This is a genomic window from Streptomyces sp. NPDC015144 (genome assembly GCF_043079735.1).
Taxonomy (GTDB): domain Bacteria; phylum Actinomycetota; class Actinomycetes; order Streptomycetales; family Streptomycetaceae; genus Streptomyces.
In genome coordinates this window covers 234910-259714 of record NZ_JBIBUU010000006.1, presented here as the reverse complement: position 1 = coordinate 259714, position 24805 = coordinate 234910, and the positions used below count along the sequence as shown (strand labels likewise).

General features: G+C 72.0%; 27 protein-coding genes. 9 read left to right on the top strand and 18 right to left on the bottom strand.

Annotated features, from left to right (window positions below; genetic code table 11):
* Positions 1–11 precede the first annotated feature (11 nt).
* The 3 genes from ACF08W_RS13625 to ACF08W_RS13615 form a co-directional block, all read right to left on the bottom strand.
* A complete protein-coding gene (locus ACF08W_RS13625) occupies positions 12–875 on the bottom strand; it encodes a MetQ/NlpA family ABC transporter substrate-binding protein (RefSeq protein WP_392279323.1) in 864 nt (287 codons plus the stop codon).
* Positions 876–942: 67 nt separating this feature from the next.
* Positions 943–1614: a methionine ABC transporter permease gene (locus ACF08W_RS13620; RefSeq protein ID WP_385210771.1), complete on the bottom strand. Its 672-nt coding sequence runs from the start codon at positions 1612–1614 to the stop codon at positions 943–945.
* The gene (locus ACF08W_RS13615) at positions 1611–2672 is read right to left on the bottom strand and encodes a methionine ABC transporter ATP-binding protein (protein ID WP_385210768.1); all 1062 of its coding nucleotides are present in this window, start codon (positions 2670–2672) and stop codon (positions 1611–1613) included. The genes ACF08W_RS13620 and ACF08W_RS13615 overlap by 4 nt, the downstream gene beginning before the upstream one ends.
* A 603-nt stretch (positions 2673–3275) precedes the next feature.
* On the opposite strand from ACF08W_RS13615, the gene ACF08W_RS13610 reads away from it, so the two are divergent.
* Together ACF08W_RS13610 and ACF08W_RS13605 are read left to right on the top strand one after the other, a co-directional pair.
* Positions 3276–3635: a hypothetical protein gene (locus ACF08W_RS13610; RefSeq protein ID WP_352277498.1), complete on the top strand. Its 360-nt coding sequence runs from the start codon at positions 3276–3278 to the stop codon at positions 3633–3635.
* Between the two features lie 2 nt (positions 3636–3637).
* Positions 3638–4078, top strand: a complete 441-nt coding sequence (locus ACF08W_RS13605) for a hypothetical protein (RefSeq protein WP_352277499.1) — start codon at positions 3638–3640, stop codon at positions 4076–4078.
* Between the two features lie 159 nt (positions 4079–4237).
* On the opposite strand, the gene ACF08W_RS13600 is transcribed toward ACF08W_RS13605, so the two are convergent.
* The 3 genes from ACF08W_RS13600 to ACF08W_RS13590 form a co-directional block, all read right to left on the bottom strand.
* Positions 4238–4741: a GNAT family N-acetyltransferase gene (locus ACF08W_RS13600; RefSeq protein ID WP_352277501.1), complete on the bottom strand. Its 504-nt coding sequence runs from the start codon at positions 4739–4741 to the stop codon at positions 4238–4240.
* 36 nt (positions 4742–4777) lie between these two features.
* The gene (locus ACF08W_RS13595) at positions 4778–5338 is read right to left on the bottom strand and encodes a sigma-70 family RNA polymerase sigma factor (RefSeq protein ID WP_392279322.1); all 561 of its coding nucleotides are present in this window, start codon (positions 5336–5338) and stop codon (positions 4778–4780) included.
* 93 nt (positions 5339–5431) lie between these two features.
* Positions 5432–6604 carry a glycerophosphodiester phosphodiesterase gene (locus ACF08W_RS13590; protein ID WP_392279321.1) on the bottom strand — a complete coding sequence of 391 codons (1173 nt, stop codon included), beginning with the start codon at positions 6602–6604 and terminating at the stop codon, positions 5432–5434.
* Positions 6605–6838: 234 nt separating this feature from the next.
* Here ACF08W_RS13590 and ACF08W_RS13585 point away from each other — a divergent pair, with 234 nt between their 5' ends.
* Complete coding sequence (locus tag ACF08W_RS13585; RefSeq protein ID WP_352277505.1) at positions 6839–7510, top strand: lysophospholipid acyltransferase family protein; 672 nt, start codon at positions 6839–6841, stop codon at positions 7508–7510.
* Between the two features lie 67 nt (positions 7511–7577).
* Here ACF08W_RS13585 and ACF08W_RS13580 read toward each other — a convergent pair whose 3' ends face one another.
* From ACF08W_RS13580 to argH, 4 genes are all read right to left on the bottom strand, one after another.
* The gene (locus tag ACF08W_RS13580; RefSeq protein ID WP_385210755.1) at positions 7578–9119 is read right to left on the bottom strand and encodes an MFS transporter; all 1542 of its coding nucleotides are present in this window, start codon (positions 9117–9119) and stop codon (positions 7578–7580) included.
* Positions 9116–9667 carry a TetR/AcrR family transcriptional regulator gene (locus tag ACF08W_RS13575; RefSeq protein WP_392279320.1) on the bottom strand — a complete coding sequence of 184 codons (552 nt, stop codon included), beginning with the start codon at positions 9665–9667 and terminating at the stop codon, positions 9116–9118. Before ACF08W_RS13575 ends, ACF08W_RS13580 begins: the two co-directional genes overlap by 4 nt.
* 143 nt (positions 9668–9810) lie before the next feature.
* On the bottom strand, positions 9811–10782 hold the full coding sequence (locus tag ACF08W_RS13570) for an aldo/keto reductase (RefSeq protein WP_392279319.1): 972 nt from the start codon (positions 10780–10782) through the stop codon (positions 9811–9813).
* A 127-nt stretch (positions 10783–10909) separates the two neighbouring features.
* Positions 10910–12343, bottom strand: a complete 1434-nt coding sequence (gene argH / locus ACF08W_RS13565) for an argininosuccinate lyase (protein ID WP_385210747.1) — start codon at positions 12341–12343, stop codon at positions 10910–10912.
* Between the two features lie 255 nt (positions 12344–12598).
* Between argH and ACF08W_RS13560 the strand changes: the two genes are divergently transcribed.
* Together ACF08W_RS13560 and ACF08W_RS13555 are read left to right on the top strand one after the other, a co-directional pair.
* The gene (locus ACF08W_RS13560) at positions 12599–13213 is read left to right on the top strand and encodes a pyridoxamine 5'-phosphate oxidase family protein (protein ID WP_385210744.1); all 615 of its coding nucleotides are present in this window, start codon (positions 12599–12601) and stop codon (positions 13211–13213) included.
* Positions 13214–13268: 55 nt separating this feature from the next.
* Positions 13269–13970 (top strand): L,D-transpeptidase, encoded by a 702-nt coding sequence (locus ACF08W_RS13555; protein ID WP_392279318.1) that lies wholly within the window; start codon positions 13269–13271, stop codon positions 13968–13970.
* Between the two features lie 21 nt (positions 13971–13991).
* On the opposite strand, the gene ACF08W_RS13550 is transcribed toward ACF08W_RS13555, so the two are convergent.
* The 5 genes from ACF08W_RS13550 to argC all read right to left on the bottom strand — a co-directional run bounded on the left by ACF08W_RS13550 (position 13992) and on the right by argC (position 18932).
* Positions 13992–14528 carry an arginine repressor gene (locus ACF08W_RS13550; RefSeq protein ID WP_352277514.1) on the bottom strand — a complete coding sequence of 179 codons (537 nt, stop codon included), beginning with the start codon at positions 14526–14528 and terminating at the stop codon, positions 13992–13994.
* 49 nt (positions 14529–14577) lie between these two features.
* Entirely contained in the window at positions 14578–15765 is a 1188-nt protein-coding gene (locus tag ACF08W_RS13545) for an acetylornithine transaminase (RefSeq protein ID WP_392279317.1), read from the bottom strand.
* Complete coding sequence (gene argB / locus ACF08W_RS13540) at positions 15762–16664, bottom strand: acetylglutamate kinase (RefSeq protein ID WP_352277517.1); 903 nt, start codon at positions 16662–16664, stop codon at positions 15762–15764. Before argB ends, ACF08W_RS13545 begins: the two co-directional genes overlap by 4 nt.
* Positions 16661–17815 (bottom strand): bifunctional glutamate N-acetyltransferase/amino-acid acetyltransferase ArgJ, encoded by a 1155-nt coding sequence (gene argJ, locus ACF08W_RS13535; RefSeq protein WP_385210735.1) that lies wholly within the window; start codon positions 17813–17815, stop codon positions 16661–16663. The genes argB and argJ overlap by 4 nt, the downstream gene beginning before the upstream one ends.
* An 88-nt stretch (positions 17816–17903) precedes the next feature.
* On the bottom strand, positions 17904–18932 hold the full coding sequence (argC, locus tag ACF08W_RS13530; protein ID WP_385210732.1) for an N-acetyl-gamma-glutamyl-phosphate reductase: 1029 nt from the start codon (positions 18930–18932) through the stop codon (positions 17904–17906).
* A 207-nt stretch (positions 18933–19139) separates the two neighbouring features.
* On the opposite strand from argC, the gene ACF08W_RS13525 reads away from it, so the two are divergent.
* Positions 19140–19745, top strand: a complete 606-nt coding sequence (locus ACF08W_RS13525) for a dihydrofolate reductase family protein (RefSeq protein WP_385210729.1) — start codon at positions 19140–19142, stop codon at positions 19743–19745.
* Positions 19746–19869: 124 nt separating this feature from the next.
* On the opposite strand, the gene gap is transcribed toward ACF08W_RS13525, so the two are convergent.
* Together gap and ACF08W_RS13515 are read right to left on the bottom strand one after the other, a co-directional pair.
* On the bottom strand, positions 19870–20865 hold the full coding sequence (gap, locus tag ACF08W_RS13520) for a type I glyceraldehyde-3-phosphate dehydrogenase (RefSeq protein ID WP_352277523.1): 996 nt from the start codon (positions 20863–20865) through the stop codon (positions 19870–19872).
* A 110-nt stretch (positions 20866–20975) separates the two neighbouring features.
* Positions 20976–21932, bottom strand: coding sequence for a helix-turn-helix domain-containing protein (locus tag ACF08W_RS13515; RefSeq protein WP_352277525.1), 957 nt, complete (start codon positions 21930–21932; stop codon positions 20976–20978).
* Between the two features lie 105 nt (positions 21933–22037).
* Here ACF08W_RS13515 and ACF08W_RS13510 point away from each other — a divergent pair, with 105 nt between their 5' ends.
* The 3 genes from ACF08W_RS13510 (at position 22038) to ACF08W_RS13500 (ending at position 23960) form a co-directional block, all read left to right on the top strand.
* Positions 22038–22535 carry a peptidylprolyl isomerase gene (locus ACF08W_RS13510; RefSeq protein ID WP_352277526.1) on the top strand — a complete coding sequence of 166 codons (498 nt, stop codon included), beginning with the start codon at positions 22038–22040 and terminating at the stop codon, positions 22533–22535.
* Positions 22536–22645: 110 nt separating this feature from the next.
* Entirely contained in the window at positions 22646–23149 is a 504-nt protein-coding gene (locus tag ACF08W_RS13505) for a hypothetical protein (protein WP_392279316.1), read from the top strand.
* Positions 23150–23216: 67 nt separating this feature from the next.
* On the top strand, positions 23217–23960 hold the full coding sequence (locus ACF08W_RS13500) for a Clp protease N-terminal domain-containing protein (RefSeq protein ID WP_385210721.1): 744 nt from the start codon (positions 23217–23219) through the stop codon (positions 23958–23960).
* A 150-nt stretch (positions 23961–24110) separates the two neighbouring features.
* On the opposite strand, the gene ACF08W_RS13495 is transcribed toward ACF08W_RS13500, so the two are convergent.
* Positions 24111–24686, bottom strand: coding sequence for a histidine phosphatase family protein (locus ACF08W_RS13495; protein ID WP_352277530.1), 576 nt, complete (start codon positions 24684–24686; stop codon positions 24111–24113).
* Positions 24687–24805 lie beyond the last annotated feature (119 nt).

Below are 24805 nucleotides of genomic sequence, written 5' to 3'. Positions count from 1 at the left end.
CGGTGCGGTGGTCAGGACTTGGCGGCGGTCCCGAAGGCCGGGACGACCGAGCCCTGGTAGGTGTCCTCGATGAACTTCTTGACCTCGTCGGAGTGCAGGAGCTCCAGGAGCTTCTGGACACGGGCGTCCTTCTCGTTGCCCTTCTTCACGGCGATGATGTTCGCGTACGGGTTGCCGTCGGCCTTCTCCAGCACCAGGGCGTCCTTGGCGGGCTTGAGGTCGGCCTCGATGGCGTAGTTGCCGTTGATGACGGCGGCGTCCACGTCGTTCAGCGCGCGGGGCACGGTGGCGGCCTCCAGCTCCTTGAACTCCAGCCCCTTCTTGTCGGTGATGTCGCTCAGCTTGGCGCTGGAGCCGACACCGTCCTTGAGGGTGATGAGGCCGTTCTCGGCGAGGAGCTGGAGGGCGCGGCCCTCGTTGGTGGTGTCGTTGGGGACGGCGACGGTCTGTCCGGCCTTGATGTCCTTGAGGTCCTTGACCTTCTTGGAGTACAGGCCGAGGGGCTCCAGGTGGACGGTGCCGACGGAGACGAGGTGGGTGTTCTTCTTCGCGTTGAAGTCGTCGAGGTACGGCTGGTGCTGGAAGAAGTTGGCGTCGACCTGGCCGGTCTCGGTGGCGGTGTTCGGCAGGACGTAGTCCGTGAACTCCTTGACCTCCAGCTCGAGGCCGGCCTTCTTCGCCAGGTTCTTCTGGACGAAGCCCAGGATGTCGGCGTGCGGCGTCGGGGACGCGGCGACGACGAGCGGCTTGGAGGTGTCGGCCTTGGCGTCGTCGCTCTTGGCGCCCGGGTCGGAGGAGGTGCCGCAGGCGGTGAGGCCGAGGGCGAGGGCGCCGAGGGCGGCGGCGGTCACGGTGATCTTGATGTTCTTACGCACGAAAAGTGCCTCTTTCCAGTGGTGGTGGTGCGCCCGGACAAGGAGTGCGGGCTTGTGGAGGGAAGTCTCAGGTGGTGCTGCGGCCCCGGCGGGCCAGCAGGCGCACGGCGGTGTCGCCGATCAGCTGGATCGCGGTCACGATGACGATGAGCAGGGCGACGGTGACGAGCATGAAGCTGTTCTCGAAGCGCTGGTATCCGTAGGTGACGGCCTTGGAGCCGAGCCCCTCGCCGCCGACCGCTCCGGCCATCGCGGAGTAGCCGATGAGCACGATGACGGTGGTGGTGACGGCGGAGACCAGCGAGGGCAGCGCCTGCGGCAGCAGCACCTTGCGGACGATCGTCGGGATGGAGCCGCCCATCGACTGGACGGCTTCGACGAGCCCGTGGTCGACCTCGCGGACGGCGGTCTCGACGAGCCGGGCGAAGAACGGGATGGCGCCGACGGAGAGCGGGACGATCATCGCGGTGGGGCCGATGAAGGTGCCGACGACCCAGGTGGTGAAGGGGATCAGCGCGATCAGCAGGATGAGGAACGGCAGCGAACGGCCGATGTTCACGACGGCGCCGACGATCTTGTTCACCGGGGCGTTCCGGAGGAGGCCGCCCTTGTCGGTGAGGACCAGCAGGACACCGAGCGGCAGTCCGACGGCCACCGTGACGACGGTGGCCCAGAGCACCATGTAGAGGGTGTCGACGGTCCCCTGGACGAGCAGCGGCTGCATCTCGGACCAGGTCACTTCGCCACCTCCTTGGTGAGCGGTACGGCGTTCTGCGCGGGGACGGATTCGGCGGGGTTCTCGACGACGTCCGCCTGGAGGCCCTGCTCGCGCAGGAAGCCGATCGGTACGACGTTCTCCTCGAAGCGGCCGGGCAGCTCGATGCGCATCCGGCCGATCTGACGGCCGCCGACGGTGTCCATCGCGGCGCCGAGGATCGAGATGTCGATGTTGTACGTGCGGGAGAGCTGGGAGATCACCGGCCGTCCGGCGGCGTCGCCGTGGAAGGTGACGTCGACGACGGTGTGGTCGGGGCCGGAGCCCGCGCCGCCGACCGGGAACAGTTCCTGGGCCAGTGCGGAGCCGGGGGTGGCGAGCAGGTCGCGGACGGTTCCGGACTCGACGACACGGCCCTTGCTCATCAGCGCGGCGGAGTCGCAGACGGTCTTGACGACGTCCATCTCGTGCGTGATGAGCAGGACGGTGAGGCCGAGCTGCTGCCCGAGGTCGCGCAGGAGCTGCAGGATGGAGCGGGTGGTCTCGGGGTCGAGGGCCGAGGTCGCCTCGTCGGAGAGCAGCACCTTGGGGTCGCCGGCCAGGGCGCGGGCGATGCCGACGCGCTGCTTCTGGCCGCCGGAGAGCTGGCCGGGGTAGGACTTGGCCTTGTCGGCGAGGCCGACCAGGCCGAGGAGTTCGAGGGCCTTGCGGGAGCGGTCGCGGCCGGGGACGCCGAGGATCTCCAGCGGGAGTTCGACGTTGCCCTGGACGGTGCGGGAGGCCAGCAGGTTGAAGTGCTGGAAGACCATGCCGATGCGGCTGCGCGCCTCGCGCAGCTCCCGGCCGGCGCGGCGGCCCCGGCCGGCGAGGGCGGTGAGGTCCTGGCCGTCCACAGTCACGGTGCCGGAGGTGGGGCGTTCCAGGAGGTTGACGCAGCGGATGAGGGAGGACTTGCCGGCGCCGCTCTGGCCGATGACGCCGAACACCTCGCCCTCGCGGACGTGCAGGTCGACGCCGTCCAGGGCGGTGACCTCGCGGCCGCGCGACTGGTAGACCTTCGTGAGGCCCGAAGTGGTGATCACAGGGGTTTCCGTCACTGTCGAGTGCGCGACGCGGTGTCCGCCGGGCACGGGGCATTCGTCCGATGAGACTGCTGGGGTGTGGGACCGGGTCGTCCGGATCCGGTCTCCGGCGCGGCCGGGATCTCGGCACGGGGCCGGGCGGCGGCGCCGGGGCAGGCTCGTTCCGCTGGGTGCGGACGGCTGGGGCTCGGTCTCGCTTCGGGGCGCGAGGCTCAGGCGTGGACCCTCAGAAGGTGCGCATTCGACACATACAACGAGCACCGGGCGTCGTGTCCGCCTCGGTCGCAAGGATGCGTTCGCTCGTCGTGGTCATGGGCCCAAGTAAAACAGACGCCCCGCTCCGTCGAACCGGGCTGTCCGAATAGCGGACAATCGTGGACGCGTGGACGGTCCGGTCGCGCCGTGGCCGGAACTCGCCCTCCGCAAGGCTGTGACCTGCGGTGATGTCCTGCACGAGGGGGCGACGGCCGGGGCTTCGGGCGGCTCGGGAGGCGTCCGTTCTGTGGTCAAGGCCACGACGCGCGCCGCCGTCGCGGGCCGGGGCGGTCTCCGCCGGGCGGGGGCGCACGCGGGAGGCCGTTTGGTCCGTAATACCCTCGCTCCATGCTTGTCGCCCTGACGGTCGCGGTCGCCGTGACCGCGCTCGCCCTCGCCGCCTGGTGCGGATTCGCCGCCTACCGGGACCAGCCCACCAAGGACTGGCACTTCATCGGGATGGCCGTGGTCTCGCTGCTGGCGCTGGCCCAGCTGGTGGTGGGCATCGTGCAGCTCTCCCGGGGCGAGCGGCCGGAGCAGGGCATGACGATCTTCATCGCGTATCTGATCGGGTCCTTCCTCGCGGTGCCCGCTGCCGGTTTCCTGTCGCTGACCGAGCGGACCCGCTGGGGCTCGGTGACGGTGGCGGCGGGCGCGGTCGTGCTGGCCGTCCTCGAAGTACGGCTCTACGACATCTGGGGAAACTGACCGTGACCGACACCGATCGCACCGCCGCGCCCACCGACGCCGCCGGGAAGCAGTCCTTCGACCTCGGCACCGGCCCCGGCCGGGTGCTGGTGTGGTTCTACGGGGTGTTCACCGTCGCGGCCGCCTCCCGTTCGATCGTCCAGATGATCCTGGACTTCGGGAAGGCGCCGCTGGCCTACGTGCTGTCGGCCGTCGCCGCGCTCGTGTACGGGTTCATCACGTACTCGCTGGTGCGCGGGGGCGAGAGGGCCCGCCGGAGCGCGCTGGTGTGCTGCGCGGCGGAGCTGGTCGGTGTGCTGGTCGTCGGGGTGTGGACGATGGTGGAGCCCTCGGCGTTCGCGGACGCCACCGTCTGGTCCGAGTTCGGCATGGGCTACCTGTTCATCCCGGTGATCCTGCCGGTCACCGGGATGATCTGGCTGCGCCGCGCCCGTCGGGCGTGACGACCCGGAGCCTGTCGGGCGGCCTCCGCCCGGACGGCGGGCGCGGCACGGTGCCTGCGCTTCCAGCGGCGGCGGAACTGCCCGGTCCCGCCGGCAACGCCGGAAGCGTGCGCGGCAGGACGTGACCGCCCGGTCGGAGGGCGCCCGACGGGATCGGGCTCAGGCGCTGGCCACGTACGCGGGTCGGCCGGCGTCCTTCTCCAGGAGGATCATCAGGACGCCGTCCCGGCCGGTCTCGTTGCCCACCGGGGCGTAGCCGGCCCGGCGGTAGAGCCGCAGGTTGCCCTCGCTGCGGTGGCCGGTGTGCAGCCGGAAGCGGGTGGTCGCCCGCTCGTCGGCGAGACCCTTCTCCGCCGCGCGCAGCAACCGGGCACCGAGGCCGTGCCCCTGGAGCCGGGGGTGGACGCAGAGCCGGCCGATCTCACCCGTGCCGTCCTCGCCGACGGCCCCGCGGACCGTTCCGACGACCTCGTCACCGAGCCGCGCCACGCACACCAGGCCGGTGGCGATCTCGGCGCGCAGCGCGTCGAGACTCTCGACGAGCGGGTCGATCCGGTAGTTCCCGTACAGCTCCGCCTCGCTCTGGAAACAGAGGTACTGGAGTTTCAGGATCTCTTCGGCGTCCTGTGCCGTCGCCGTCGAGATGATCACGCTCATGCCCATCTGCGCATGCCTCCGCCCACCTGATCCATCGGTTGTCTAACGCTCCTTTCCCCGCAGTTCAGGAGCCGCAACCTCCGCCGCGAGCATTCTGCGCAGACATCCAAGGCAACGGGAACGGATCGGACCCAAACTCCCCTGTGACATACCCAACTTCCCTGCGATTTCCCGGTAGGTCGGGTCACCGGGCGCCAGCAGGGCCGCTAAGAGCCGGGCGCACCGGCCGGGCAGCCGTTCCACCGCCGCACGCAGCGCCCTGCGTTCGTCGGCGCCGAGGGCGAGCCGTTCGGGGCAGCCGCCGGGGTCGGGGGCCGTGTCGTCCCGGAAGGGCCGTTCGCGCCGTACGGTGCGGCGGGCCCGGCGGGCCTCGCCCCGTACGGCGGTCCGCACCCAGCGGGCCGGGTCCACCGGCGGCCCCTCCCCGGCGAACCGCTCCAGCAGTCGGAGCCAGACGGCCTGTTCGAGGTCGGCCGGTTCGATCGCCGCACCCGTCGCGGAGGCGGCCGCCTCGGCGACGGCCTCGGCGCTCACCAGCGGGCGCAGGGCCCGGACGACGGACGCGGGCACCGGGCCCGTGGGGACATCATCGGTAATGGTCATGCCCGGCCAACGCGCCCGGGCGCGCGCCCGGTTGCCGGGCCGGGCGAGCACCACCCGACCGGGGTACGCCCCGGCCGGACGGTGACGCCGGTGTCACTCGGCGGTGAAGTCCGCCGCGGCGAGCAGGGCCGTGTCCGGGTTGTCGGAGAAGATCCCGTCGATTCCGGTGGCGAAGTACGCCTGGAACGCGCCGAACGCGTCGCCGTAGGCGTTGGGGTCGGTGCCGCGCCGGAAGTCGGCGGGCAGGAAGGTGTTCTCGTTGCGCATGGTGTAGGGGTGCAGGACGAGCCCCTGGGCGTGCGCGTCCCGGACCAGGGTGGTCGGCGTGGTGAGCCGGCCGGTGGAGTCCTTGGGGATGACCAGGTCGAGGGTGGGGCCGATGCCCTGGGCGTAGGAGGCCATCCACTTCAGCCCCTCGGGCTTCACCAGGTCCGCCACGGTGCGCGGGTCGCCGGAGGTGACGAAGTCCCAGGGGCGCTCGCCCGCGCCGGAGAGCAGCACGACGCGCGGGGTCTCGACGAGCCGGGCGAGCCGCTGGATGCTGCCGGGCTCGAAGGACTGGAGGATGACCGGGGACTGCTTGCGGTGCAGGTGGTAGCGGCGCAGCAGCTTGGCGAGCGGCTCTTCGAGGCCGAGGCCGAGGCTCCGGAAGTAGGTGGGGTGCTTGGTCTCGACGTACAGCCAGACGGGCCTGCCGCGCCTGCGGCCCTCGCGGTCGGCCCAGCGCAGGACCTCCTCGAAGGTGGGGACGTCCCAGCGGCCGTCGTAGAGCGTGTTCTTCTGGCGGGTGCCCGGGATGCGCTCCTTGGCCCGGAGCGTCTTCAGCTCGGCGAGGGTGAAGTCCTCGGTGAACCAGCCGGTGAGGGAGGTGCCGTCGACCTTCTTCGTGGTCCGGCGGTTCGCGAACTCGGGGTGGTCGGCGACGTCGGTGGTGGCGGTGATGTCGTTCTCGTGGCGGCAGACAAGGTGGCCGTCCTTGGTCGGCACCAGGTCCTGCTCGACGATGTGCGCGCCCATGTCGAGGGCCAGCTGGTAGGAGCCCAGGGTGTGCTCGGGGCGGTAGCCGCTGGTGCCGCGGTGTCCGATGACCGTGGGGACCGGCAGGTCGAGGCGGAAGCCGTGCCCGCCGGGCCGCCCGGCGGGCTTCGCCGCGGGGTCGGCGGCGGCCGGAGTGGCGGACAGCCCGAGGGCGGCCGTGCCCAGTACGGCGGCTCCCGCTCCCAGCATGGTCCTGCGGCCGGGACCGGTCTGTGCGCGCTCAGTCATGGATGCTCCTCGCGTGTGATGTGTGGCACCTGTCGGGCGGGGCCCGAGCGTAGGCAGCCTCTCCGTCGCGGGGACGGCACCTGGGCGAACATGGCGCAAACTCGTGTCACCGCCGGGTATCCGCTCCGTGAACCCGATGTGCGGAGAGTGAGTTCCCGCGAGTATCGTCCTCACCTGCATGGACCGTCACGATCCCGAGCCCCGGCCGGCCCGGCCGCTACACCGGAGGAACCGTTGTCCCGTCACGCACTCATCAAGGCAGTGCTCGGACCGATCTTGCGCCTGATGTTCCGCCCGCAGGTGGAGGGCGTGGAGAACATCCCCGGGGACGGTCCGGTGATCCTGGCGGGCAACCATCTGACGTTCATCGACTCGATGATCATGCCGATCTGCTGCGACCGGCCGGTGTTCTACATCGGCAAGGACGAGTACGTGACCGGCAAGGGGCTCAAGGGCCGGGCGATGGCCTGGTTCTTCACCGGCTGCGGCATGATCCCGGTGGACCGGGACGGCGGACGCGGCGGGGTCGCGGCGCTGATGACGGGCCGTCGGGTGCTGGAGGAGGGCAAGGCGTTCGCGATCTACCCCGAGGGCACCCGCTCCCCCGACGGCCGGCTGTACCGGGGCCGTACGGGCATCGCCCGGCTGACCCTGATGACGGGGGCGCCCGTGGTGCCCTTCGCGATGATCGGCACGGACAAGCTCCAGCCCGGCGGGTCGGGCCTGCCGCGCCCCGGGAAGGTGACGGTCCGGTTCGGTGAGCCGATGGAGTTCTCCCGGTACGAGGGGATGGACCGCGACCGCTATGTGCTGCGGGCGGTGACCGACTCCGTGATGGCCGAGGTGATGCGGCTGTCCGGTCAGGAGTACGTCGACATGTACGCCACGAAGGCGAAGGCCGCCTGAGGCGGCGCGCACCTGGCGAAGGGCCCGTACCACCCGAACGGTGGTACGGGCCCTTCGCCGTGTCGCGTCAGTGGTGCGCGGCGCCGTCCTCCAGCTTCTGACCGCGCAGCAGGAACCAGGCGGCCACCGCCGTCGCGAGGAGGACCGCCGCGCCGACGCCCGCGGCCAGTTGCAGCCCGGAGAGGAACGACTCCTGTGCCGCGGCGACCAGTTCCGCCGCCTGCCCGGCCGGCAGGCCGTGGGACGCCTCGACCGCGCCGCCGAGCGATTCGTGGGCCGCGGCGGCGGGTCCGGCCGGAACGCCGTCCGGGGTGTCGAACGTCTGGTAGACGCCGGTGACGATGGAGCCGAGCAGGGCGATGCCGAGGGCCGCGCCGAGCTCGTACGCCGTCTCCGAGACGGCTCCCGCGGCGCCCGCCTGCTCCTTCGGGACGCTGGAGAGGATCACGTCGGAGGTGACGGTGAAGGCGAAGCCCGCGCCCGCGCCGACGACGAGCAGCACGGTCCCCATCAGCGGATAGGCGGTCTGCTGGTCGAGCACGGTGACGGCGGCGAGCGCCAGGCCGATCGCCGCGAGGCCGCCGCTCACCACCGAGCGGACCGAGAAGCGGCGGGCCGCCCGCCCGGCGATCAGACCGGCGACGACCGCCCCGACGGCCGCGGGCAGCTCGGCGAGCCCGGCCTCCAGCGGACCGCGTCCCTGCACCAGCTGGAAGAACTGGGACAGGAAGAAGACGAGCCCGGACAGGCCGAGGATGGTCAGCAGATCGGCCACCACCGCGCCCGAGAAGCCCCGGTGGCGGAAGAGCCGCATGTCCAGCAGGGGCGCGGGGAGCGTGAGCTGCCTGCGGACGAACCAGCAGAGCGCGGCCGCGCCGACGACACCGGCGAGGATCGTCACCGGGTCCGGGCCGTGCGCCGCCAGCTCCTTGACGGTGTAGACGACACCGATCATGCCGATGACGGAGAGCGCGACGCTGATCAGGTCCCAGGGGCCCGGGACCGGGTTCTTCGACTCGGGGATCATCTTCGCGCCGACGACCACGAGCACCGCCATGACGGGCAGGTTGATCAGGAAGACCGAGCCCCACCAGAAGTGCTCCAGCAGAAGCCCGCCGACCACGGGTCCGACGGCCGCGCCCGCCGAGGCCATCGCACCCCAGATCCCGATGGCCAGGCTGCGTTCGCGCGGATCGTGGAAGAGGTTGCGGATCAGGGCGAGCGTGGACGGCATCAGCGTGGCACCCGCCACGCCGAGCAGCGCCCGCGCCAGGATCATCGTCCCGGGGGTGTGCGCGTAGGCGTTGAGCACGGAGACCGCGCCGAACGCGATCGCGCCGCTGAGCAGCAGCTTCTTGCGACCGATCCGGTCACCGAGGCTGCCCATCGAGACCAGCAGTCCGGCGATGACGAAGGAGTAGATGTCGCCGATCCACAGCAGTTGGGTGCCGGTCGGTTCGAGATCCTCGGTGAGGAAGGGGGTCGCCAGTCCGAGGACGGTGGCGTCGATCGCCACGAGCAGCACGGCCAGGACGAGCACGGCAAGTGCGATCCACCGTCCGGGGCGCAGCTCCTCCGTTTCCTGGGCGCGCTGTTCGGTCAGGCTCATTTCTCCACGCTCCGGCGTGCTCCACCGAGCATCAGCTCGGTGATCATGTACTGGAAGTCCTGGCTCGCGACGCTGCCCGCCTGAACGGCCCAGGCACCGGACGAGACGAGTCCGTAGAACGCCTCGGTCAGCCAGGCGGGGGTGAGGTCGATCCGGAATTCGCCGCGCTCCTGACCGCTCCGGAAGAAGGCGGCCACCCGGGCGTCCAGGCGGCTCCAGCCCTCGTTCACCGCGTCACCCTCGAAGAGCTGGTTCTCGGTGACCAGGAAGGAGAGGAGCCCTGCGCTGGGCTCGATGGCCTCGACGAGACGGCGCAGCGCGTCCGGTGCCGGGCCCTCGTCGAGCGCGGCGGTGTCCAGGGCCGCTTCGACCTCCCGGATGCCCAGCTCCTCCAGCGCCCTGACCAGCGCGTCCCGCCCGGCGAAGTGCCGGTGCAGGGTGGCGCGGCCGATGCCGGCGGCGCGGGCGACCTCGTCCATGGTGGCGGTCGACTTGCGGGTCAGCAGGGCGGCGGCGCTGCGCAGCACCTGCTCACGATCGAGACTCATGAGACAACCATAACCCGAGTGAGACATAGACGTCTCATTCGGGTCGGTCGGATCTCGCACGCCCAGCAGAATGAGGCGAAAACGGTCCGGTCGCAGAAGAGCGTCGAGGCGACGGCCGGCTCCCGGTCGCGGACGGTCCGCGGTCAGTTCCAGCGGAGTCCCGCGCGGTGGCGCCAGTACGCCTCGGGCTCCTCCACCAGCGCGTCCAGCCGGGCGCGCCGCTCGGGGCCGAGGTCGACGAGGGGCGCGTGCAGGTTCCCGGCGAGCTGCTCGACGGTGGCCGCGCCGGAGAGCACCACCCCGGCCCAGGGCTGGTGCAGCACGAAGGCCAGGGCCACCGCGTCGCCGCCGAGGCCCGCTTCGGCGGCGATCTCCTGGACGACGGCGGGGGCCTGGGTACCGGCGAGGCGTCCGTTGGCCATGGCTTCCTTGACGATCACGGTGAGTCCGGCGGCCCGCGCCTCGGCGAGCGCCGCCCCGGCGGAGGTCTCCAGGGCGTTGTAGGTGGCCTGCACGGTACGGAAGAGCGGTTCGCCGTCGACGGTGACGGTGAGGGCGGTCCGGATCGCCTCGGCCTGGCCGGGCCCGCTGGTCGACAGCCCCACGCTGACCCCCTCCGCGGCGAGCGCGGCCAGCCGCGCGTGCAGCTCCTTGTCGGTGAGGGCCGGGCTGTCGGGGGTGACCGAGTGGATCTGGTACAGGTCGAGCCGGTCGCCGAGCAGGGCGTCGGTCTCGGCCCGCTGGCGCAGGAAGGTGGTCGGGCCGTGGTCCTTCACCTCGTGATCCTCGGCCTCCACGCTCCAGCCCGCGGTGTACGTGTAGCCCCACTTGCTGCCGATGACGAGGTCGTCCGCCTCGGGGTGGGCCCGCAGCCAGTCGGCCAGGAACTCCTCCGAACGGCCGTAGGAGCGGGCCGCGTCGATGTAGCGGACGCCCTGCGCGTAGGCGGCGTCGAGCAGCTCGTGGGTGCGGGCGCGCAGTGCCTCGACGCTCCGGTCGGCAGGCAGGTCCCGGTCCCGGTGGAGGTTGATGTAGCCGGGCCTGCCGACCGCGGCCAGGCCGAGCCCGATGCGGGCGGTCGGGGTCGTCGCTGTGGCCAGCCGGGCGAAAGGCATCGTCAGGGCTCCTCGTCGGGTCGGGTGCGCTCCCCCGTCAACGTAACCCAGTGCGCGGGGACCGGGTCGGAGGGCGGGGAGCGTACCGGCCGCTCCCCGCCCTCCGATCCGGTCCCCCGACGGATGCCTACCGCTTCTCGACGGCCCAGGCCTGCTGGACGGCGAGGTCGGCGCGGACCTCGTCGAGCTGCACGGCCACCGCCGAGGGGGCCGTGCCGCCGCGGCCGTCGCGGGAGGCGAGCGCGCCGGAGACGTTGAGCACCGTGCGGACCTCGGGGGTGAGGTGCTCGGAGATCTTGGCGAACTGCTCGTCGGTCAGCTCGTCGAGCTCGATCCCGTGGCGCTCGCACTCCTTGACGCACTCACCGGCCACCTCGTGGGCGACCCGGAACGGCACCCCCTGCTTGACCAGCCACTCGGCGACGTCGGTGGCGAGCGAGAAACCGGCCGGGGCCAGTTCCTCCATGCGGGCGCGGTTGACGGTGAGGGTGGCCATCATGCCGGTGAAGGCGGGCAGCAGGATCTCCAGCTGGTCGCAGGAGTCGAAGACCGGCTCCTTGTCCTCCTGGAGGTCGCGGTTGTACGCGAGCGGCAGCGCCTTCAACGTGGCCATCAGGCCTGTCAGGTTGCCGATGAGCCGGCCGGACTTGCCGCGGGCCAGCTCGGCGATGTCCGGGTTCTTCTTCTGCGGCATGATCGAGGAGCCGGTGGAGAAGGCGTCGTCCAGGGTGACGAAGGAGAACTCCTTCGTGTTCCAGATGATGACCTCCTCGGCGATCCGGGAGAGGTTGACGCCGATCATCGCGGTGATGAAGGCGAACTCGGCGACGAAGTCGCGGGAGGCCGTCCCGTCGATGGAGTTGCCGACCGAACCGCGCCCGAATCCGAGGTCGGCGGCGACCGCCTCCGGGTCCAGCCCGAGCGACGAACCGGCCAGGGCGCCGGAGCCGTACGGGGAGACGGCGGTCCGCCGGTCCCACTCGCGCAGCCGCTCGGCGTCCCGGGACAGCGCTTGGACATGGGCCAGGACGTGGTGGGCGAAGAGCACCGGCTGGGCGTGCTGGAGGTGCGTGCGGCCGGGCATCGCGACGTCCGGGTGCGCCTCCGCCAGGCCGACCAGGGCGCCCTGGAGGTCGGCGAGCAGGCCGCCGATGATTCGGGCGTGGTCGCGCAGGTACATCCGGAAGAGCGTGGCGATCTGGTCGTTGCGGGAACGGCCGGCCCGCAGCTTGCCGCCGAGGTCCGGGCCGAGGCGCTCCAGCAGCCCGCGCTCCAGGGCGGTGTGCACGTCCTCGTCGGCGATGGTGCCGGTGAAGGAGCCGTCGGCGACATCGGCTTCGAGCCGGTCGAGGCCGTCGAGCATGCGGATCAGCTCGTCCTCGGTGAGCAGGCCCGCCTTGTTCAGGACGCGCGCGTGGGCGCGGGAGCCGGCGATGTCGTACGGCGCGAGCCGCCAGTCGAAGTGGACGGAGGCGGACAGCCTGGCCAGCGCCTCGGCCGGACCGTCGGCGAAGCGGGCGCCCCAGAGGCGTACGTCGCTGGTGCCGTTGCCGTTGCTCACTGCGTGCTCCTCGGAAGAACAGGTGGTGGGTGTGCGACCGCCGCCCGCGCGAGGGCCGGGAGGCGGTGACGTAACTGCCGGGGATCGGGCGAGGTCACGCTCCGTCGCGCCCTTCGACGGTCACCGATAGGCATAACTATGCAGAGGTCTGTATTTTTTGTCAAAGCCGTCGTGTGCCGGGCCCGTCGCGAACACCGCGGTCCCACCAGGCGGAAACCCCTGCCACCGCCTCCTCCGCCACGGACAATGGCCACCATGGGGAAAACCTACGAACGCATAGACGGACGGCTCAGGACCTTCATCGAGGAACAGCACATCTTCTTCACCGCGACGGCGCCGCTGGACGGCGACGGCACCGTCAACCTCTCGCCCAAGGGCGTCAGCGGCTCGTTCGCCGTCGTCGACGAACGGACCGTGGCCTACCTGGACTTCGCCGGGAGCAACGCGGAGACCGTCGCCCACCTGCGCGAGAACGGCCGGATCACGCTGATGTGGTGCGCCTTCCAGGGGCCGCCGAACATCGTGCGGGTGCACGGCCGGGGCGAGCCGGTCTTCCGGGACGACCCCCGGTTCGTCCCGCTGCTCGCCCACTTCCCGGACGTGGACCCGACCCTGCACGGCCTGCGCGCCGTCATCGTGGTGCACGCCGAGCTGATCCGGGACACCTGCGGCTACGGGGTGCCGTTCATGTCGTACGACGAGGACCGGTCGCTGCACGAGCGGCGGTTCGCCCGCGAGGACGACGCCTCGCTCGGCGCGTACTTCGAGAAGAAGGAGCACATCGCCACCAGCATCGACGGGCTGCCGGGACTGCCGCTCCCGCTGCCCCCGCTGCCCCCGGCGGACCGGGACGCGGCGCGGCAGCACTGAGCCGTACGGAGCAGACCGGGGTGCGCCGCGCGGCCACCGGGCCTACCGTCCGGGCATGCGCAGACCCATGGTCGTCCTCTCGGTACTGCTCGCGCTGGCGGGCACGGTCGCGGCCCGGCCCGCCGCCGGGCCGCCGCTCCCGGCCCGGCTGGCCGACACCGGCGGCGGCGGTCAGCTGATCACGGCCGAGGCCCCGGCCGAGGGCTCCACCACCGGCACCGTCGCCTGGTGGAGCCTGCGCCGGGGCACCTGGGTGCGCGAGGGCTCGGCCCCGGCCCGCTTCGGCGCGAAGGGCCTCGCCGAGGGGGCGACCCGGAAGCAGAGCACCGACACCACCCCCACCGGCCTGTACGACCTGCCGTACGCCTTCGGCACCGGCCCCGCACCGGCCGGCACCGCCTACCCGTACCGCCGGATCGGCGACGACTCGTGGTGGTGCCAGGACAACGCGGCGCGGGCCTACAACCGCTGGGTGGAGCCCCGGCCCGCGGACTGCCGGGCGAGCGAGGCGGAGCACCTGATCGAGTACCGGACGCAGTACGCCCGGGCGCTCGTCGTCGGCTTCAACTACCGGCGCCCGGTACGGGGGCGGGGCGCCGGGATCTTCCTCCATGTGAACGGGCGCGGGGCGACCGCCGGCTGTGTCTCGGTGCCGGCGGGGGCGATGGACCGGATCCTGCGCTGGGCGGATCCGGCCCGCCGCCCGCACATCGCGATCGGCACCCGGTCCGGCCCGACGGCGATCACGCGCTACTGACCGGTGCGGGCGGCGGTCGGCTCAGCGGTCGTTCTGGGCCAGCCGCAGCAGGTGGTCGGCGAGCGCCTGGCCGCCTGCCGGGTCCCGGCTGATCAGCATCAGGGTGTCGTCGCCCGCGATGGTGCCGAGGATGTCATGCAGTTCGGCCTGGTCGATGGCCGAGGCGAGGAACTGGGCGGCGCCCGGGGGCGTGCGCAGCACCACCAGGTTGGCCGAGGCCTCCGCGGAGATGAGCAGCTCGGCGGAGAGGCGCCTCATCCGCTCCTCCTTCGCCGAGCCGCCCAGCGGTGCCTGCGGGGTGCGGAATCCGCCCTCGCTGGGCACCGCGTAGATCAGCTCGCCGCCGGTGTTGCGGATCTTCACCGCGCCCAGCTCGTCCAGGTCCCGGGAGAGCGTCGCCTGGGTGACGCTCAGCCCGTCGTCGGCGAGGAGCTTGGCCAGCTGGCTCTGCGAGCGCACCGGCTGCCGGTTCAGGATGTCCACGATCCGGCGGTGGCGTGCGGTGCGGGTCTGCGGCACGGACGGTCCGCCGTGCTCGGTGTCCTGCGCCTCGGTCATCGTCGTCGCCTCATTGTCCGGATCGTCCGTCCCCTCGTGCCGTCTTCTCTTACGCCCGCGCCGCGCTCGCCGCGTCGAGGACGCCGGGCAGCGCCCGGAGCAGCGCGTCCGCCTCCGCCTCACCGATAATCAGCGGCGGCATCAGCCGCAGGACGTCGGGGGCGGGTGCGTTGACCAGGATCCCGGCCGCCTGGGCAGCCTGCTGCGCCTGGGGCGCGAGCGGTTCGGTGAGCACGATACCCAGCAGCAGTCCGGCACCGCGGACGTGGGAGACCAGCGGGTGCCCGAGGGCCTCCACACCGGCGCGGATCTTCTCGCCGATCCGCTTGACCCGGTCCAGTGCGCCGTCGGCGGCCAGGGTGTCCAGGACGGCGAGTCCGGCCGCGCAGGCCACCGGGTTGCCGCCGAAGGTCGTGCCGTGCTGGCCCGGCTTCAGCAGCTCGGCCGCCGGGCCGAAGGCCACCGCCGCGCCGATCGGCAGCCCGCCGCCCAGCCCCTTGGCGAGGGTGACGACATCGGGCTCGACGCCCTGGTGGGCCTGGTGCTCGAACCACTGGCCGCAGCGGCCGATGCCGGTCTGCACCTCGTCGAGGACGAGCAGGGTTCCGGTGGCCCGGGTGATCGCGCGGGCGGCCTCCAGGTATCCGGCGGGCGGCACGACCACGCCGTTCTCGCCCTGGATGGGCTCGATGATCACCAGCGCGGTGTCGGTGGTGACGGCGGCGCGCAGTGCGTCGGCGTCCCCGTACGGGACGTGCGTGACGTCGCCGGGCAGCGGGACGAACGGCTCGCGCTTGGCGGGCTGGCCGGTGAGGGCGAGCGCGCCCATGGTCCGGCCGTGGAAGCCGCCGTCGGTGGCGACCATGTGGGTCCGCCCGGTCAGCCGCCCGATCTTGAAGGCGGCCTCGTTGGCCTCGGCGCCGGAGTTGGCGAAGTAGACCCGGCCCTCGCGGCCGAAGAGCTGGAGCAGCCGTTCGGCGAGCGCGACGGGCGGTTCGGCGACGAAGAGGTTGGAGACATGGCCGAGGGAGGCGATCTGCGCGGAGACCGCCGCGACGACGGCGGGGTGGGCGTGGCCCAGCGCGTTGACCGCGATACCGCCGACGAAGTCGAGGTACTCGGTGCCGTCCGCGTCCCAGACCCGGGCGCCCTCGCCGCGGACCAGGGGCAGCCGCGGCGTCCCGTAGTTGTCCATCAGCGCGTGGTTCCACCGCTGTGCGAGTTCCTGGTTGGTCATGACTCCCCCTGCGCGTCGGGCACGACCATCGTGCCGATTCCCTCGTCGGTGAAGATCTCCAGCAGGATCGAGTGCTGGACCCGGCCGTCGATCACCCGGGCGGTCTCGACGCCGTTGCGTACGGCGTGCAGGCAGCCCTGCATCTTCGGCACCATGCCGCTGGAGAGCTCCGGCAGCAGCTTCTCCAGCTCGGACGCGGTGAGCCGGCTGATGACGTCGTCGCTGTTGGGCCAGTCCTCGTAGAGGCCCTCGACGTCGGTGAGGACCATCAGCGTCTCGGCGCCGAGGGCGGCGGCGAGGGCCGCGGCCGCGGTGTCGGCGTTGACGTTGTAGACGTGGTGGTCGTCGGCGGAGCGGGCGATGGAGGAGACGACCGGGATGCGGCCGTCGTCCAGCAGGGCGCGGATCGCCCCGGTGTCGATGGCGGTGATCTCCCCGACCCGGCCGATGTCGACGGTTTCGCCGTCGATGGTCGGCCGGTGCCGGACGGCGGTGATCGTGTGGGCGTCCTCACCGGTGATGCCGACGGCGAGCGGTCCGTGCCGGTTGAGCAGCCCGACGAGCTCGCGCTGCACCTGTCCGGCCAGCACCATCCGTACGACGTCCATCGCCTCGGGGGTGGTGACCCGCAGCCCGGCCTTGAACTCGCTGACCAGGCCCTGCTTGTCGAGCTGGGCGCTGATCTGCGGTCCGCCGCCGTGCACGACGACGGGCTTGAGCCCGGCCTGGCGCAGGAAGACCACGTCCTGGGCGAACGCGGCCTTCAGCTCGTCGTCGACCATGGCGTTGCCGCCGAACTTGATGACGACGGTCCTGCCGTTGTGCCGGGTCAGCCAGGGCAGCGCCTCGATGAGGATCTCGGCCTTCGGGAGGGCGGTGTGCTTCCGCGCGGCGCTCATGAGCTGTACGCGCTGTTCTCGTGGACGTAGTCCGCGGTGAGGTCGTTGGCCCAGATGACGGCGGACTCGGTGCCCGCGGCGAGGTCGGCGGTGATGGTGACCTCCCGGTAGCGCATGTCGACCAGGTCGCGGTCCTCGCCGACGCCGCCGTTCCTGCACACCCAGACGCCGTTGATCGCGACGTTGAGCTCGTCCGGCTCGAACGCGGCCTTCGTCGTGCCGATCGCGGAGAGCACCCGGCCCCAGTTGGGGTCCTCGCCGTGGATGGCGCACTTGAGGAGGTTGTTGCGGGCGATGGAGCGGCCCACCTCGACGGCGTCGTCCTCGGTCGCGGCGTTCACGACCTCGATCCGGATGTCCTTGGAGGCGCCCTCGGCGTCCCCGATGAGCTGCCGGGCGAGATCGGCGCAGACCGCCCGTACGGCCTCGGCGAACTCGTCCTGCTCCGGGGTGGTGCCGCTCGCCCCGGAGGCCAGCAGCAGCACGGTGTCGTTGGTCGACATGCAGCCGTCGGAGTCGATCCGGTCGAAGGTGGTACGGGTGGCGGCGCGCAGCGCGGAGTCGAGTCCGGCGGCGTCCACGTCGGCGTCGGTGGTGAGGACGACCAGCATGGTGGCGAGGCCGGGGGCGAGCATGCCCGCGCCCTTGGCCATGCCGCCGACGGTCCAGCCCTCGCCGCCCGCGACGGCGGTCTTGTGGACCGTGTCGGTGGTCTTGATCGCGATGGCGGCCTTCTCGCCGCCGTGCTCGCTGAGGGCGGCGGCGGCCTTCTCGATGCCGGGCAGCAGCTTGTCCATCGGGAGCAGCATGCCGATCAGCCCGGTCGAGGCGACCGCGATCTCACCGGCGTTGTGGCCGGTGAGGACCTCGGCGGCCTTCTCGGCGGTGGCGTGGGTGTCCTGGAAGCCCTTCGGGCCCGTACAGGCGTTGGCGCCCCCGGAGTTGAGGACGACGGCGGTGACCTCGCCGCCCTTGAGGACCTGCTCCGACCAGAGGACCGGGGCGGCCTTGACGCGGTTGGAGGTGAAGACGCCCGCGGCGGCGCGACGCGGACCGTGGTTGACCACCAGGGCCAGGTCCGGGTTGCCGCTCTCCTTGATCCCCGCGGCGACACCCGCCGCGGAGAACCCCTGTGCTGCCGTGACGCTCACTGCATCTCCTCGTTCGCTTCTCCGACCGCGCACTGCGGTGGCGCGGCATTCGTGGTCGTACCCAGGCCGGCGGTCGTGCCGCCGTCGCTCACGGAGCGACTCCGATGGTGGAGAGGCCTGTCTCCTCGGGCAGTCCGAGGGCGATGTTCATGCTCTGCAGGGCGCCGCCGGCGGTGCCCTTGGTGAGGTTGTCGATGGCGCTGACCACGATGATCCGGCCCGCGGCCGCGTCGAGGGCGACCTGGACCTGTACGGCGTTGGAACCGTGGACGGCCGCCGTGGCGGGCCACCGGCCCTCGGGGAGCAGGTCCACGAAGGGTTCGTCGGCGAACGCCTTCGCGTACACCTCGCGGACCGTTTCGGCGCTCACCCCGGGCTTCGCCTTCGCGCTGCAGGTGGCGAGGATGCCGCGGGGCATGGGCGCCAGGGTCGGCGTGAAGGAGACGGTGACCCGCTCGCCGGCCGCGGCGCTGAGGTTCTGGATCATCTCGGGCGTGTGCCGGTGGGCGCCGCCGACGCCGTACGGGGACATGTTGCCCATCACCTCGGAGCCGAGCAGGTGCGGCTTGGCCGCCTTGCCCGCCCCGGAGGTGCCGGAGGCGGCGACGATCACGGCCTCGGGCTCGGCCAGCCCGGCCGCGTACGCGGGGAAGAGCGCGAGCGAGACGGCGGTCGGGTAGCAGCCGGGCACCGCGATCCGCCTGGTGCCGGTGAGCGCCGGGCGGCCGCCGGGCAGCTCGGGCAGGCCGTAGGGCCACGTCCCGGCGTGCGGGGAGCCGTAGAACCGCTCCCAGTCCCCGGCGTCCCTGAGCCGGAAGTCGGCACCCATGTCCACGACCAGTACGTCGTCGCCCAGCTGTTCGGCGACGGCGGCGGACTGGCCGTGCGGAAGGGCGAGGAAGACCACGTCGTGCCCGGCGAGGACCTCGGGGGTGGTCGGTTGCAGCACCCGGTCCGCGAGGGGCCGCAGGTGCGGCTGGAGCCCGCCGAGCCGCTGCCCCGCGTTTGAGTTGGCCGTGAGCGCCCCGATCTCGACCCCGGGATGGACCAGCAGAAGACGGAGCAGCTCCCCTCCGGCGTATCCGCTCGCCCCTGCCACCGCTGCGCGTACCACCATCGGAACCCTCCTCGTCGATGGCATGACTATACGCAACACTGCACTTTTATGCAAAGCTATCCGGCCTCGGGGCGGGCCGTCCCGCGACCGGGCATGTCACCCTGGCCCGGCCGGGCCCGACGGCCGCTTCCCTTCCTCCGGGGCGACCGATGAGTTCGCGGCTCCCGACCGGTCCAAGCCCGTGACGCCCCAGGAAAGGACACCGCCATGTCTGAGCTTCTCGTCGATTTCATCACCTCCCTCGACGGCTACGCGTCAGGGGAGGGATGGCCCGGGTTCTGGGGTCTGGAGGGCCCGGAGTACCTCGCGTGGCTCGGCGAGCAGCCCGGGGCCACCCATCTGATGGGGGCGAACACTTACCGCCTGATGTCGGGTTTCGCCGCGGGCGAGGTCCCGGACGGCCAGGAAAAGTTCAGGCCCGAGGAGGAGGCGTCCGTCGACGAGCTCACGCGGGCGTCCAAGGTGGTCTTCTCCTCCTCGCTCGAGGAGCCGCTGGCATGGGCCAACGCCACCCTCGTCCGCGACGACGCCGTCGAGGCGGTCCGCGCCATGAAGGCGAGCGGCTCGGGGCTCCTCAGCACGATCGGCAGCCTCGGCCTCTGCCGGTCCCTCCTGCGGGCCGGACTCGTCGACCGCTTCCGGGTCGTGATGTTCCCGGTGATCACCGGGGCCACGGGTGACGAACGCGTCTACGACGGATATCCGGACGTCGCCCTCGACATGATCGACCACCGCACCTTCGACGGCCGCATCCAACTGGTCGAGTACCGGCCCCGCGTCCTGGAGCACCCGCCGCTCGGCGCCCCCGCGTGACGACGCCCCGTCCACGGAGAGCTCTTCCTGGCCGTGACGGCAGCACGCCCCGGTCGGCGCGGGCGGCCGATCGGGGCGTGCGGGGAGGCGGCTGCCGGGGCGGTGTCCCGCCCCGGCGGCCGGTTCAGCCCGCGAGGAGCTGGAGCGTGTCGATCACACGGTTCGAGAAGCCCCACTCGTTGTCGTACCAGGCGACCACCTTGACGTGGCGGCCGTCGACGCGGGTGAGGGCCGAGTCGAAGATCGACGAGGCCGGGTTGCCCGTGATGTCCGACGAGACCAGCGGGTCCTCGGAGTACTCCAGCACCCCGGCGAGCGGGCCCTCCGCCGCGGTGCGGTACGCCGCCAGCACCTCGTCGAGCGTCACGTCGCGGGCGACGGTCGTGTTGAGCTCGACGATGGAGCCGACCGGGACCGGTACACGGATCGAGTCGCCCGACAGCTTGCCGTCGAGGTTCGGCAGCACGAGGCCGATCGCCTTGGCGGCGCCGGTCGTGGTCGGCACGATGTTGACGCCGGCGGCGCGGGCCCGGCGCGGGTCGCGGTGCGGGCCGTCCTGGAGGTTCTGCTCCTGCGTGTAGGCGTGCACCGTCGTCATGAAGCCGTGCTCGATGCCGGCGAGCTCGTCGAGCACCGAGGCCAGGGGCGCCAGCGCGTTGGTGGTGCAGGAGGCGTTCGAGACGACCGTGTGCACGTCCGGGTCGTAGGCGTCGGTGTTGACCCCGTACGCGAGCGTGACGTCCGCGCCGTCCGACGGCGCGCTGACCAGCACCTTCTTCGCGCCGGCGTCGAGGTGGGCGCGGGCGGCCTTCGCCGAGGTGAAGCGGCCGGTCGCCTCCAGGACGATGTCGACACCGAGCTCGGCCCAGGGCAGCTGCGCCGGCTCGCGCTCGGCCAGCACCTTGATGCGGCGGCCGTCCACGACGAGGACGTCGCCCTCGACGCTCACCGGGCGGCCGAGCCGGCCGGACGTCGAGTCGTAGGCGAGCAGCCGGGCGAGGGCGGTGGGCTCCGTGAGGTCGTTGACGGCGACGACCTCCAGGGCGGTCTCGCGCTCCAACAGGGCGCGGAGCACGTTGCGTCCGATGCGGCCGAATCCGTTGATGGCGATGCGAGTCATGAATGGTGTCCCTTCGGTTCGCCACCCAATCTCGCGCGCCGCGCCCGCCCGCGACAGCGGCACGATCGCCACGGTTCACAAGGATCTCGCCACGCGTGTCCCTCCCCGGGCTACTCCCCCTTGGTGAACGTGCGCCGGTACTCGCTGGGCGTGGTGCCGAGGATCCGCTGGAAGTGCAGCCGCAGGTTGGCGCCGGTGCCGAGGCCCACGTCGGTGGCGATCTGCTCGACGCTCCGCTCCGAACGTTCCAGCAGCTCACGGGCCAGGTCGACGCGGGCGCGCATGATCCACTGCATCGGCGTGTACCCGGTGTCCTCGACGAAGCGGCGCGAGAACGTGCGCGGCGACACCGCGGCGTGCCGGGCGAGCGCCTCCAGGGTGAGGGGCCGGCCGAGCCGGTGGAGCGCCCACTCGCGGGTGGCGGCGAACCGCTCGCCGAGCGGTTCGGGCACGCTGCGCGGCACGTACTGCGCCTGGCCACCGCTGCGGTAGGGGGCCGCGACGAGCCGCCGGGCCGCGTGGTTGGACGCGGCCACGCCGAGGTCGCCGCGGAGGATGTGCAGGCAGAGGTCGATGCCCGAGGCGGCGCCGGCCGACGTCAGCACGCTGCCCTCGTCGACGAAGAGCACGTTCTCGTCGACCCGGACGAGCGGGTGCCGGGCCGCCAGCGCCCGCGTGTAGTGCCAGTGGGTCGTGGCGCGCCTGCCGTCGAGCAGGCCCGTGGCGGCGAGCGCGAAGGCGCCCGTCGAGATGGCGGCGAGCCGCGCGCCCCGGGCGTGGGCGGCGACCAGCGCCTCGACGACGGCCCGAGGAGGATCCTCCCGGTCGGGAAATCGGTAGCCGGGCACGAAGACGATGTCGGCCCATCCGAGCGCGTCGAGGCCGTGGGTGACGCCGTAGGACAGGCCGTCGCCGCCGGTCACCAGCCCCGGCGCGGCTCCGCACACCCGTACCTCGTACGGCATGCTCGCGCGGGTCGAGAAGACCTGCGCGGGGATGCCGACGTCGAGCGGCTTCGCCCCTTCGAGTACGAGGACGGCGACGCGGTGCAGGCGGGAGACGGACACGGAAGAGAGGTTACGTGGGGCGCACCGCCCCCGGTCCTCGCAGGTGGGAGCCGAATATCCCCGCCCGGCCGACGAGCCCGGACCCCTCGATGTCAGGATGGGTCCATGACGAGCAAGGTTTATTTCGACATCACCATCAACGACGAGCCCGCCGGGCGGATCACCTTCAAGCTGTTCGACGACGTCGTCCCGAAGACGGCGGAGAACTTCCGCAAGCTGGCGACGGGCGAGGAGGGCTTCGGTTACAAGGGGTCGTCCTTCCACCGGATCATCCCCGACTTCATGCTCCAGGGCGGCGACTTCACCCGCGGCGACGGCACGGGCGGCAAGAGCATCTACGGTGCCAAGTTCCCCGACGAGAACTTCAAGCTGGCGCACACCAAGCCGGGCCTGCTCTCCATGGCCAACGCCGGCCCGAACTCCAACGGCTCGCAGTTCTTCATCACGACGATCGTGACGTCGTGGCTGGACGGCAAGCACGTGGTGTTCGGCGAGGTCGACGACGAGGCCGGCATGGCGCTGGTCAAGAAGATCGAGGCGCTCGGCTCGGGCAGCGGCCGTCCCTCCGCCAAGATCACCATCGCGGACTGCGGCACCCTCTGATCCGTTCCCGCACGCATGGAACGAGCGCGCCGCCCGGCCTCCACGCCGGGCGGCGCGCTCCGTCGTTGCGGCGGTCGCAGGGCCCCGGCCCCACTCGCTACCGTGCCGGGATGGGGAACACATTCCACGGCGGGGGCCGCACCCTGTCCATGTCCAACGGGAGCACGGACGTCTTCGTCGACGTACTGATGCTGGCGGTGACCGAACTCGCCGAGACCGTCTGGGAATACCGCTTCGCCGCCCTGCTGGCCTTCCAGGACCAGGGCGCCGTGGGGCGCGGGGTGGTCGGGTTCGACCTGGAGGAGATCGACTGGGGCGACTCCCCCGGCGAGCGGGGAGCGGCGAAGGACTTCGTCCTGCGGGTGCTCGACCTGGCGCTGCGCAGACACCGGTGGGACGAGCTGGACTACGACCCGCCGTACGCGGAGGGGTTCCTGCGGCAGTACCGGGAGATGGTCGAGGCGTTCGATCCCGCCACCGCCCGCGCGACGCCCTCGCCGCGGCGCCCCCTCTCCTTCCCCGGCCCGGGGGAGGCCGTCATGGCCTCGTGCGTACGGCACCGGGTGCTGTGCGCACCCGCGTACTGGGACTCGTGCGTCTTCTGCAACGGATGAAAGCCGCCACCCCTCCGACTGTCAACGAGAGGTTGACAGTCGGAGGGTGTCAACCTACCGTTGACACATGGTGAATCCGACCCAGCCGACCCATCCCGTGCGCCTCGACGACCTGATCGAGGCCATCAAGAAGTCCCACACCGACGCCCTCGACCAGCTCTCCGACGCGGTGATCGCCGCGGACCACCTCGGCGACGTGGCCGACCACCTGATCGGTCACTTCGTGGACCAGGCCCGGCGCTCGGGCGCCTCCTGGACCGAGATCGGCAAGAGCATGGGGGTGACCCGGCAGGCCGCCCAGAAGCGCTTCGTGCCCAAGAACCCCGGCGAGGCCTCCGACCTCGACCCCAGTCAGGGGTTCAGCCGCTTCACCCCGCGGGCCCGCAACGTCGTGACGGCCTCGATGAACGAGGCCCACGCGGCGCACAACAACGAGATCGGCCCCGCGCACCTGGTGCTCGGACTGCTCAGCGAGCCGGAAGGACTCGCGGCGGCCCTCATCAGGGCCCAGGGCATCACCCTGGAGGACGTCCGCCGGGCCGCGACCGAGGCGCTGCCCCCGGCCACGGCCGACGAACTGCCCGCACTCACCCCGTTCGACACCGGGGCCCGCAAGGCCCTCGAACTGACGGCCAGGGAGGCCCTGCGCATGGGCCACAACTACGTCGGGACGGAGCACATCCTGCTCGCCCTGCTGGAGCAGGAGGACGGCTCGGGCCCGCTGACCGGGCTCGGCCTCGACAAGCCCACCATCGAGACGGCCGTCGCCGAGGCCCTCGCCCTGCTCACCGGAACCGAGCAGAGCGAGTAGGCACCGCACGGCGGGGACCGGTGCCGGGCACGACGACCGGCGCCGGTCCCCGCAGCGTTGCGTTTCGGCCAGCGGGGGTCCACCGGGCAGGGCAGCGACGGGGCGGCGGATCCGGCCGGGCAACCGGGTGCCGACCTGCCCGTTCACCGGTCAGCGCGCGCCCGCTTCGAGCCGCAGGCTCCACCGCCCCGGCCCGCCGGTGAGCGTGACCGTCGAGAGCGGTCCGACGTCCACGTTCCAGTACGTCGAGGGCGGGGCCTTGAGCGCGTAGACCAACGCGGCCCTGACGACCGCCGGTTCGGCGACGGCGACGATGGCGCCGTCGCAGACCGGGCGGGTGTCCAGCCAGCCGCCGATCCGGGTGATGAACGCGAGCAGCGGCTCACCGCCGTGCGGGGCGGCGCGCGGGTCCGCGAGCCAGGCGTCGACCGCGGCCGGCTCGCACGCCGTGACGTCGGCGAGGGTGCACCCCCGCCATCTGCCCATGTCGCAGTCGCGCAGGGCGGGCTGGACGAGCGGGGCGAAGCCGAGGGCGTCACCGGTCGCACGGCTGCGCGGGGTGGGCGAGCAGTAGCGCAGCTCGGCGGCGCCCAGCGGGGCGAGGGCGGGCGCGGCCAGCCGTATCTCGTACAGACCGGTGTGGTCCAGCGGCCGGTCGTCGTCGAAGCGCTCGGCGAGCAGGCCGGAGCTGCGTGCCGCCGCGACCAACGAGACTCTGGAAGTCATGGCGGCGATCGTGGATCCGAACATCCTGTCGGTCAAGGGCCTTCACCGGTCCGTCCGTCCCGCCGCCCGGCCGGGCCTGTCGCGACGGATCCCGGGACCGATTGGCCTGATTCCCCTCT

Coding starts and splice junctions, on each gene's coding strand:
- argC (WP_385210732.1), bottom strand. CDS start 18,932: ATGGTGGTACGCGCAGCGGTGGCAGGGGCGAGCGGATACGCCGGAGGG.
- ACF08W_RS13595 (WP_392279322.1), bottom strand. CDS start 5,338: ATGACCATTACCGATGATGTCCCCACGGGCCCGGTGCCCGCGTCCGTC.
- ACF08W_RS13570 (WP_392279319.1), bottom strand. CDS start 10,782: ATGCCTTTCGCCCGGCTGGCCACAGCGACGACCCCGACCGCCCGCATC.
- ACF08W_RS13560 (WP_385210744.1), top strand. CDS start 12,599: ATGGGGAAAACCTACGAACGCATAGACGGACGGCTCAGGACCTTCATC.
- ACF08W_RS13610 (WP_352277498.1), top strand. CDS start 3,276: ATGCTTGTCGCCCTGACGGTCGCGGTCGCCGTGACCGCGCTCGCCCTC.
- ACF08W_RS13505 (WP_392279316.1), top strand. CDS start 22,646: ATGGGGAACACATTCCACGGCGGGGGCCGCACCCTGTCCATGTCCAAC.
- gap (WP_352277523.1), bottom strand. CDS start 20,865: ATGACTCGCATCGCCATCAACGGATTCGGCCGCATCGGACGCAACGTG.
- ACF08W_RS13495 (WP_352277530.1), bottom strand. CDS start 24,686: ATGACTTCCAGAGTCTCGTTGGTCGCGGCGGCACGCAGCTCCGGCCTG.
- ACF08W_RS13580 (WP_385210755.1), bottom strand. CDS start 9,119: ATGAGCCTGACCGAACAGCGCGCCCAGGAAACGGAGGAGCTGCGCCCC.
- ACF08W_RS13525 (WP_385210729.1), top strand. CDS start 19,140: ATGTCTGAGCTTCTCGTCGATTTCATCACCTCCCTCGACGGCTACGCG.
- ACF08W_RS13500 (WP_385210721.1), top strand. CDS start 23,217: ATGGTGAATCCGACCCAGCCGACCCATCCCGTGCGCCTCGACGACCTG.
- ACF08W_RS13600 (WP_352277501.1), bottom strand. CDS start 4,741: ATGGGCATGAGCGTGATCATCTCGACGGCGACGGCACAGGACGCCGAA.
- ACF08W_RS13545 (WP_392279317.1), bottom strand. CDS start 15,765: ATGACCAACCAGGAACTCGCACAGCGGTGGAACCACGCGCTGATGGAC.
- ACF08W_RS13510 (WP_352277526.1), top strand. CDS start 22,038: ATGACGAGCAAGGTTTATTTCGACATCACCATCAACGACGAGCCCGCC.
- ACF08W_RS13575 (WP_392279320.1), bottom strand. CDS start 9,667: ATGAGTCTCGATCGTGAGCAGGTGCTGCGCAGCGCCGCCGCCCTGCTG.
- ACF08W_RS13555 (WP_392279318.1), top strand. CDS start 13,269: ATGCGCAGACCCATGGTCGTCCTCTCGGTACTGCTCGCGCTGGCGGGC.
- ACF08W_RS13550 (WP_352277514.1), bottom strand. CDS start 14,528: ATGACCGAGGCGCAGGACACCGAGCACGGCGGACCGTCCGTGCCGCAG.
- ACF08W_RS13590 (WP_392279321.1), bottom strand. CDS start 6,604: ATGACTGAGCGCGCACAGACCGGTCCCGGCCGCAGGACCATGCTGGGA.
- argB (WP_352277517.1), bottom strand. CDS start 16,664: ATGAGCGCCGCGCGGAAGCACACCGCCCTCCCGAAGGCCGAGATCCTC.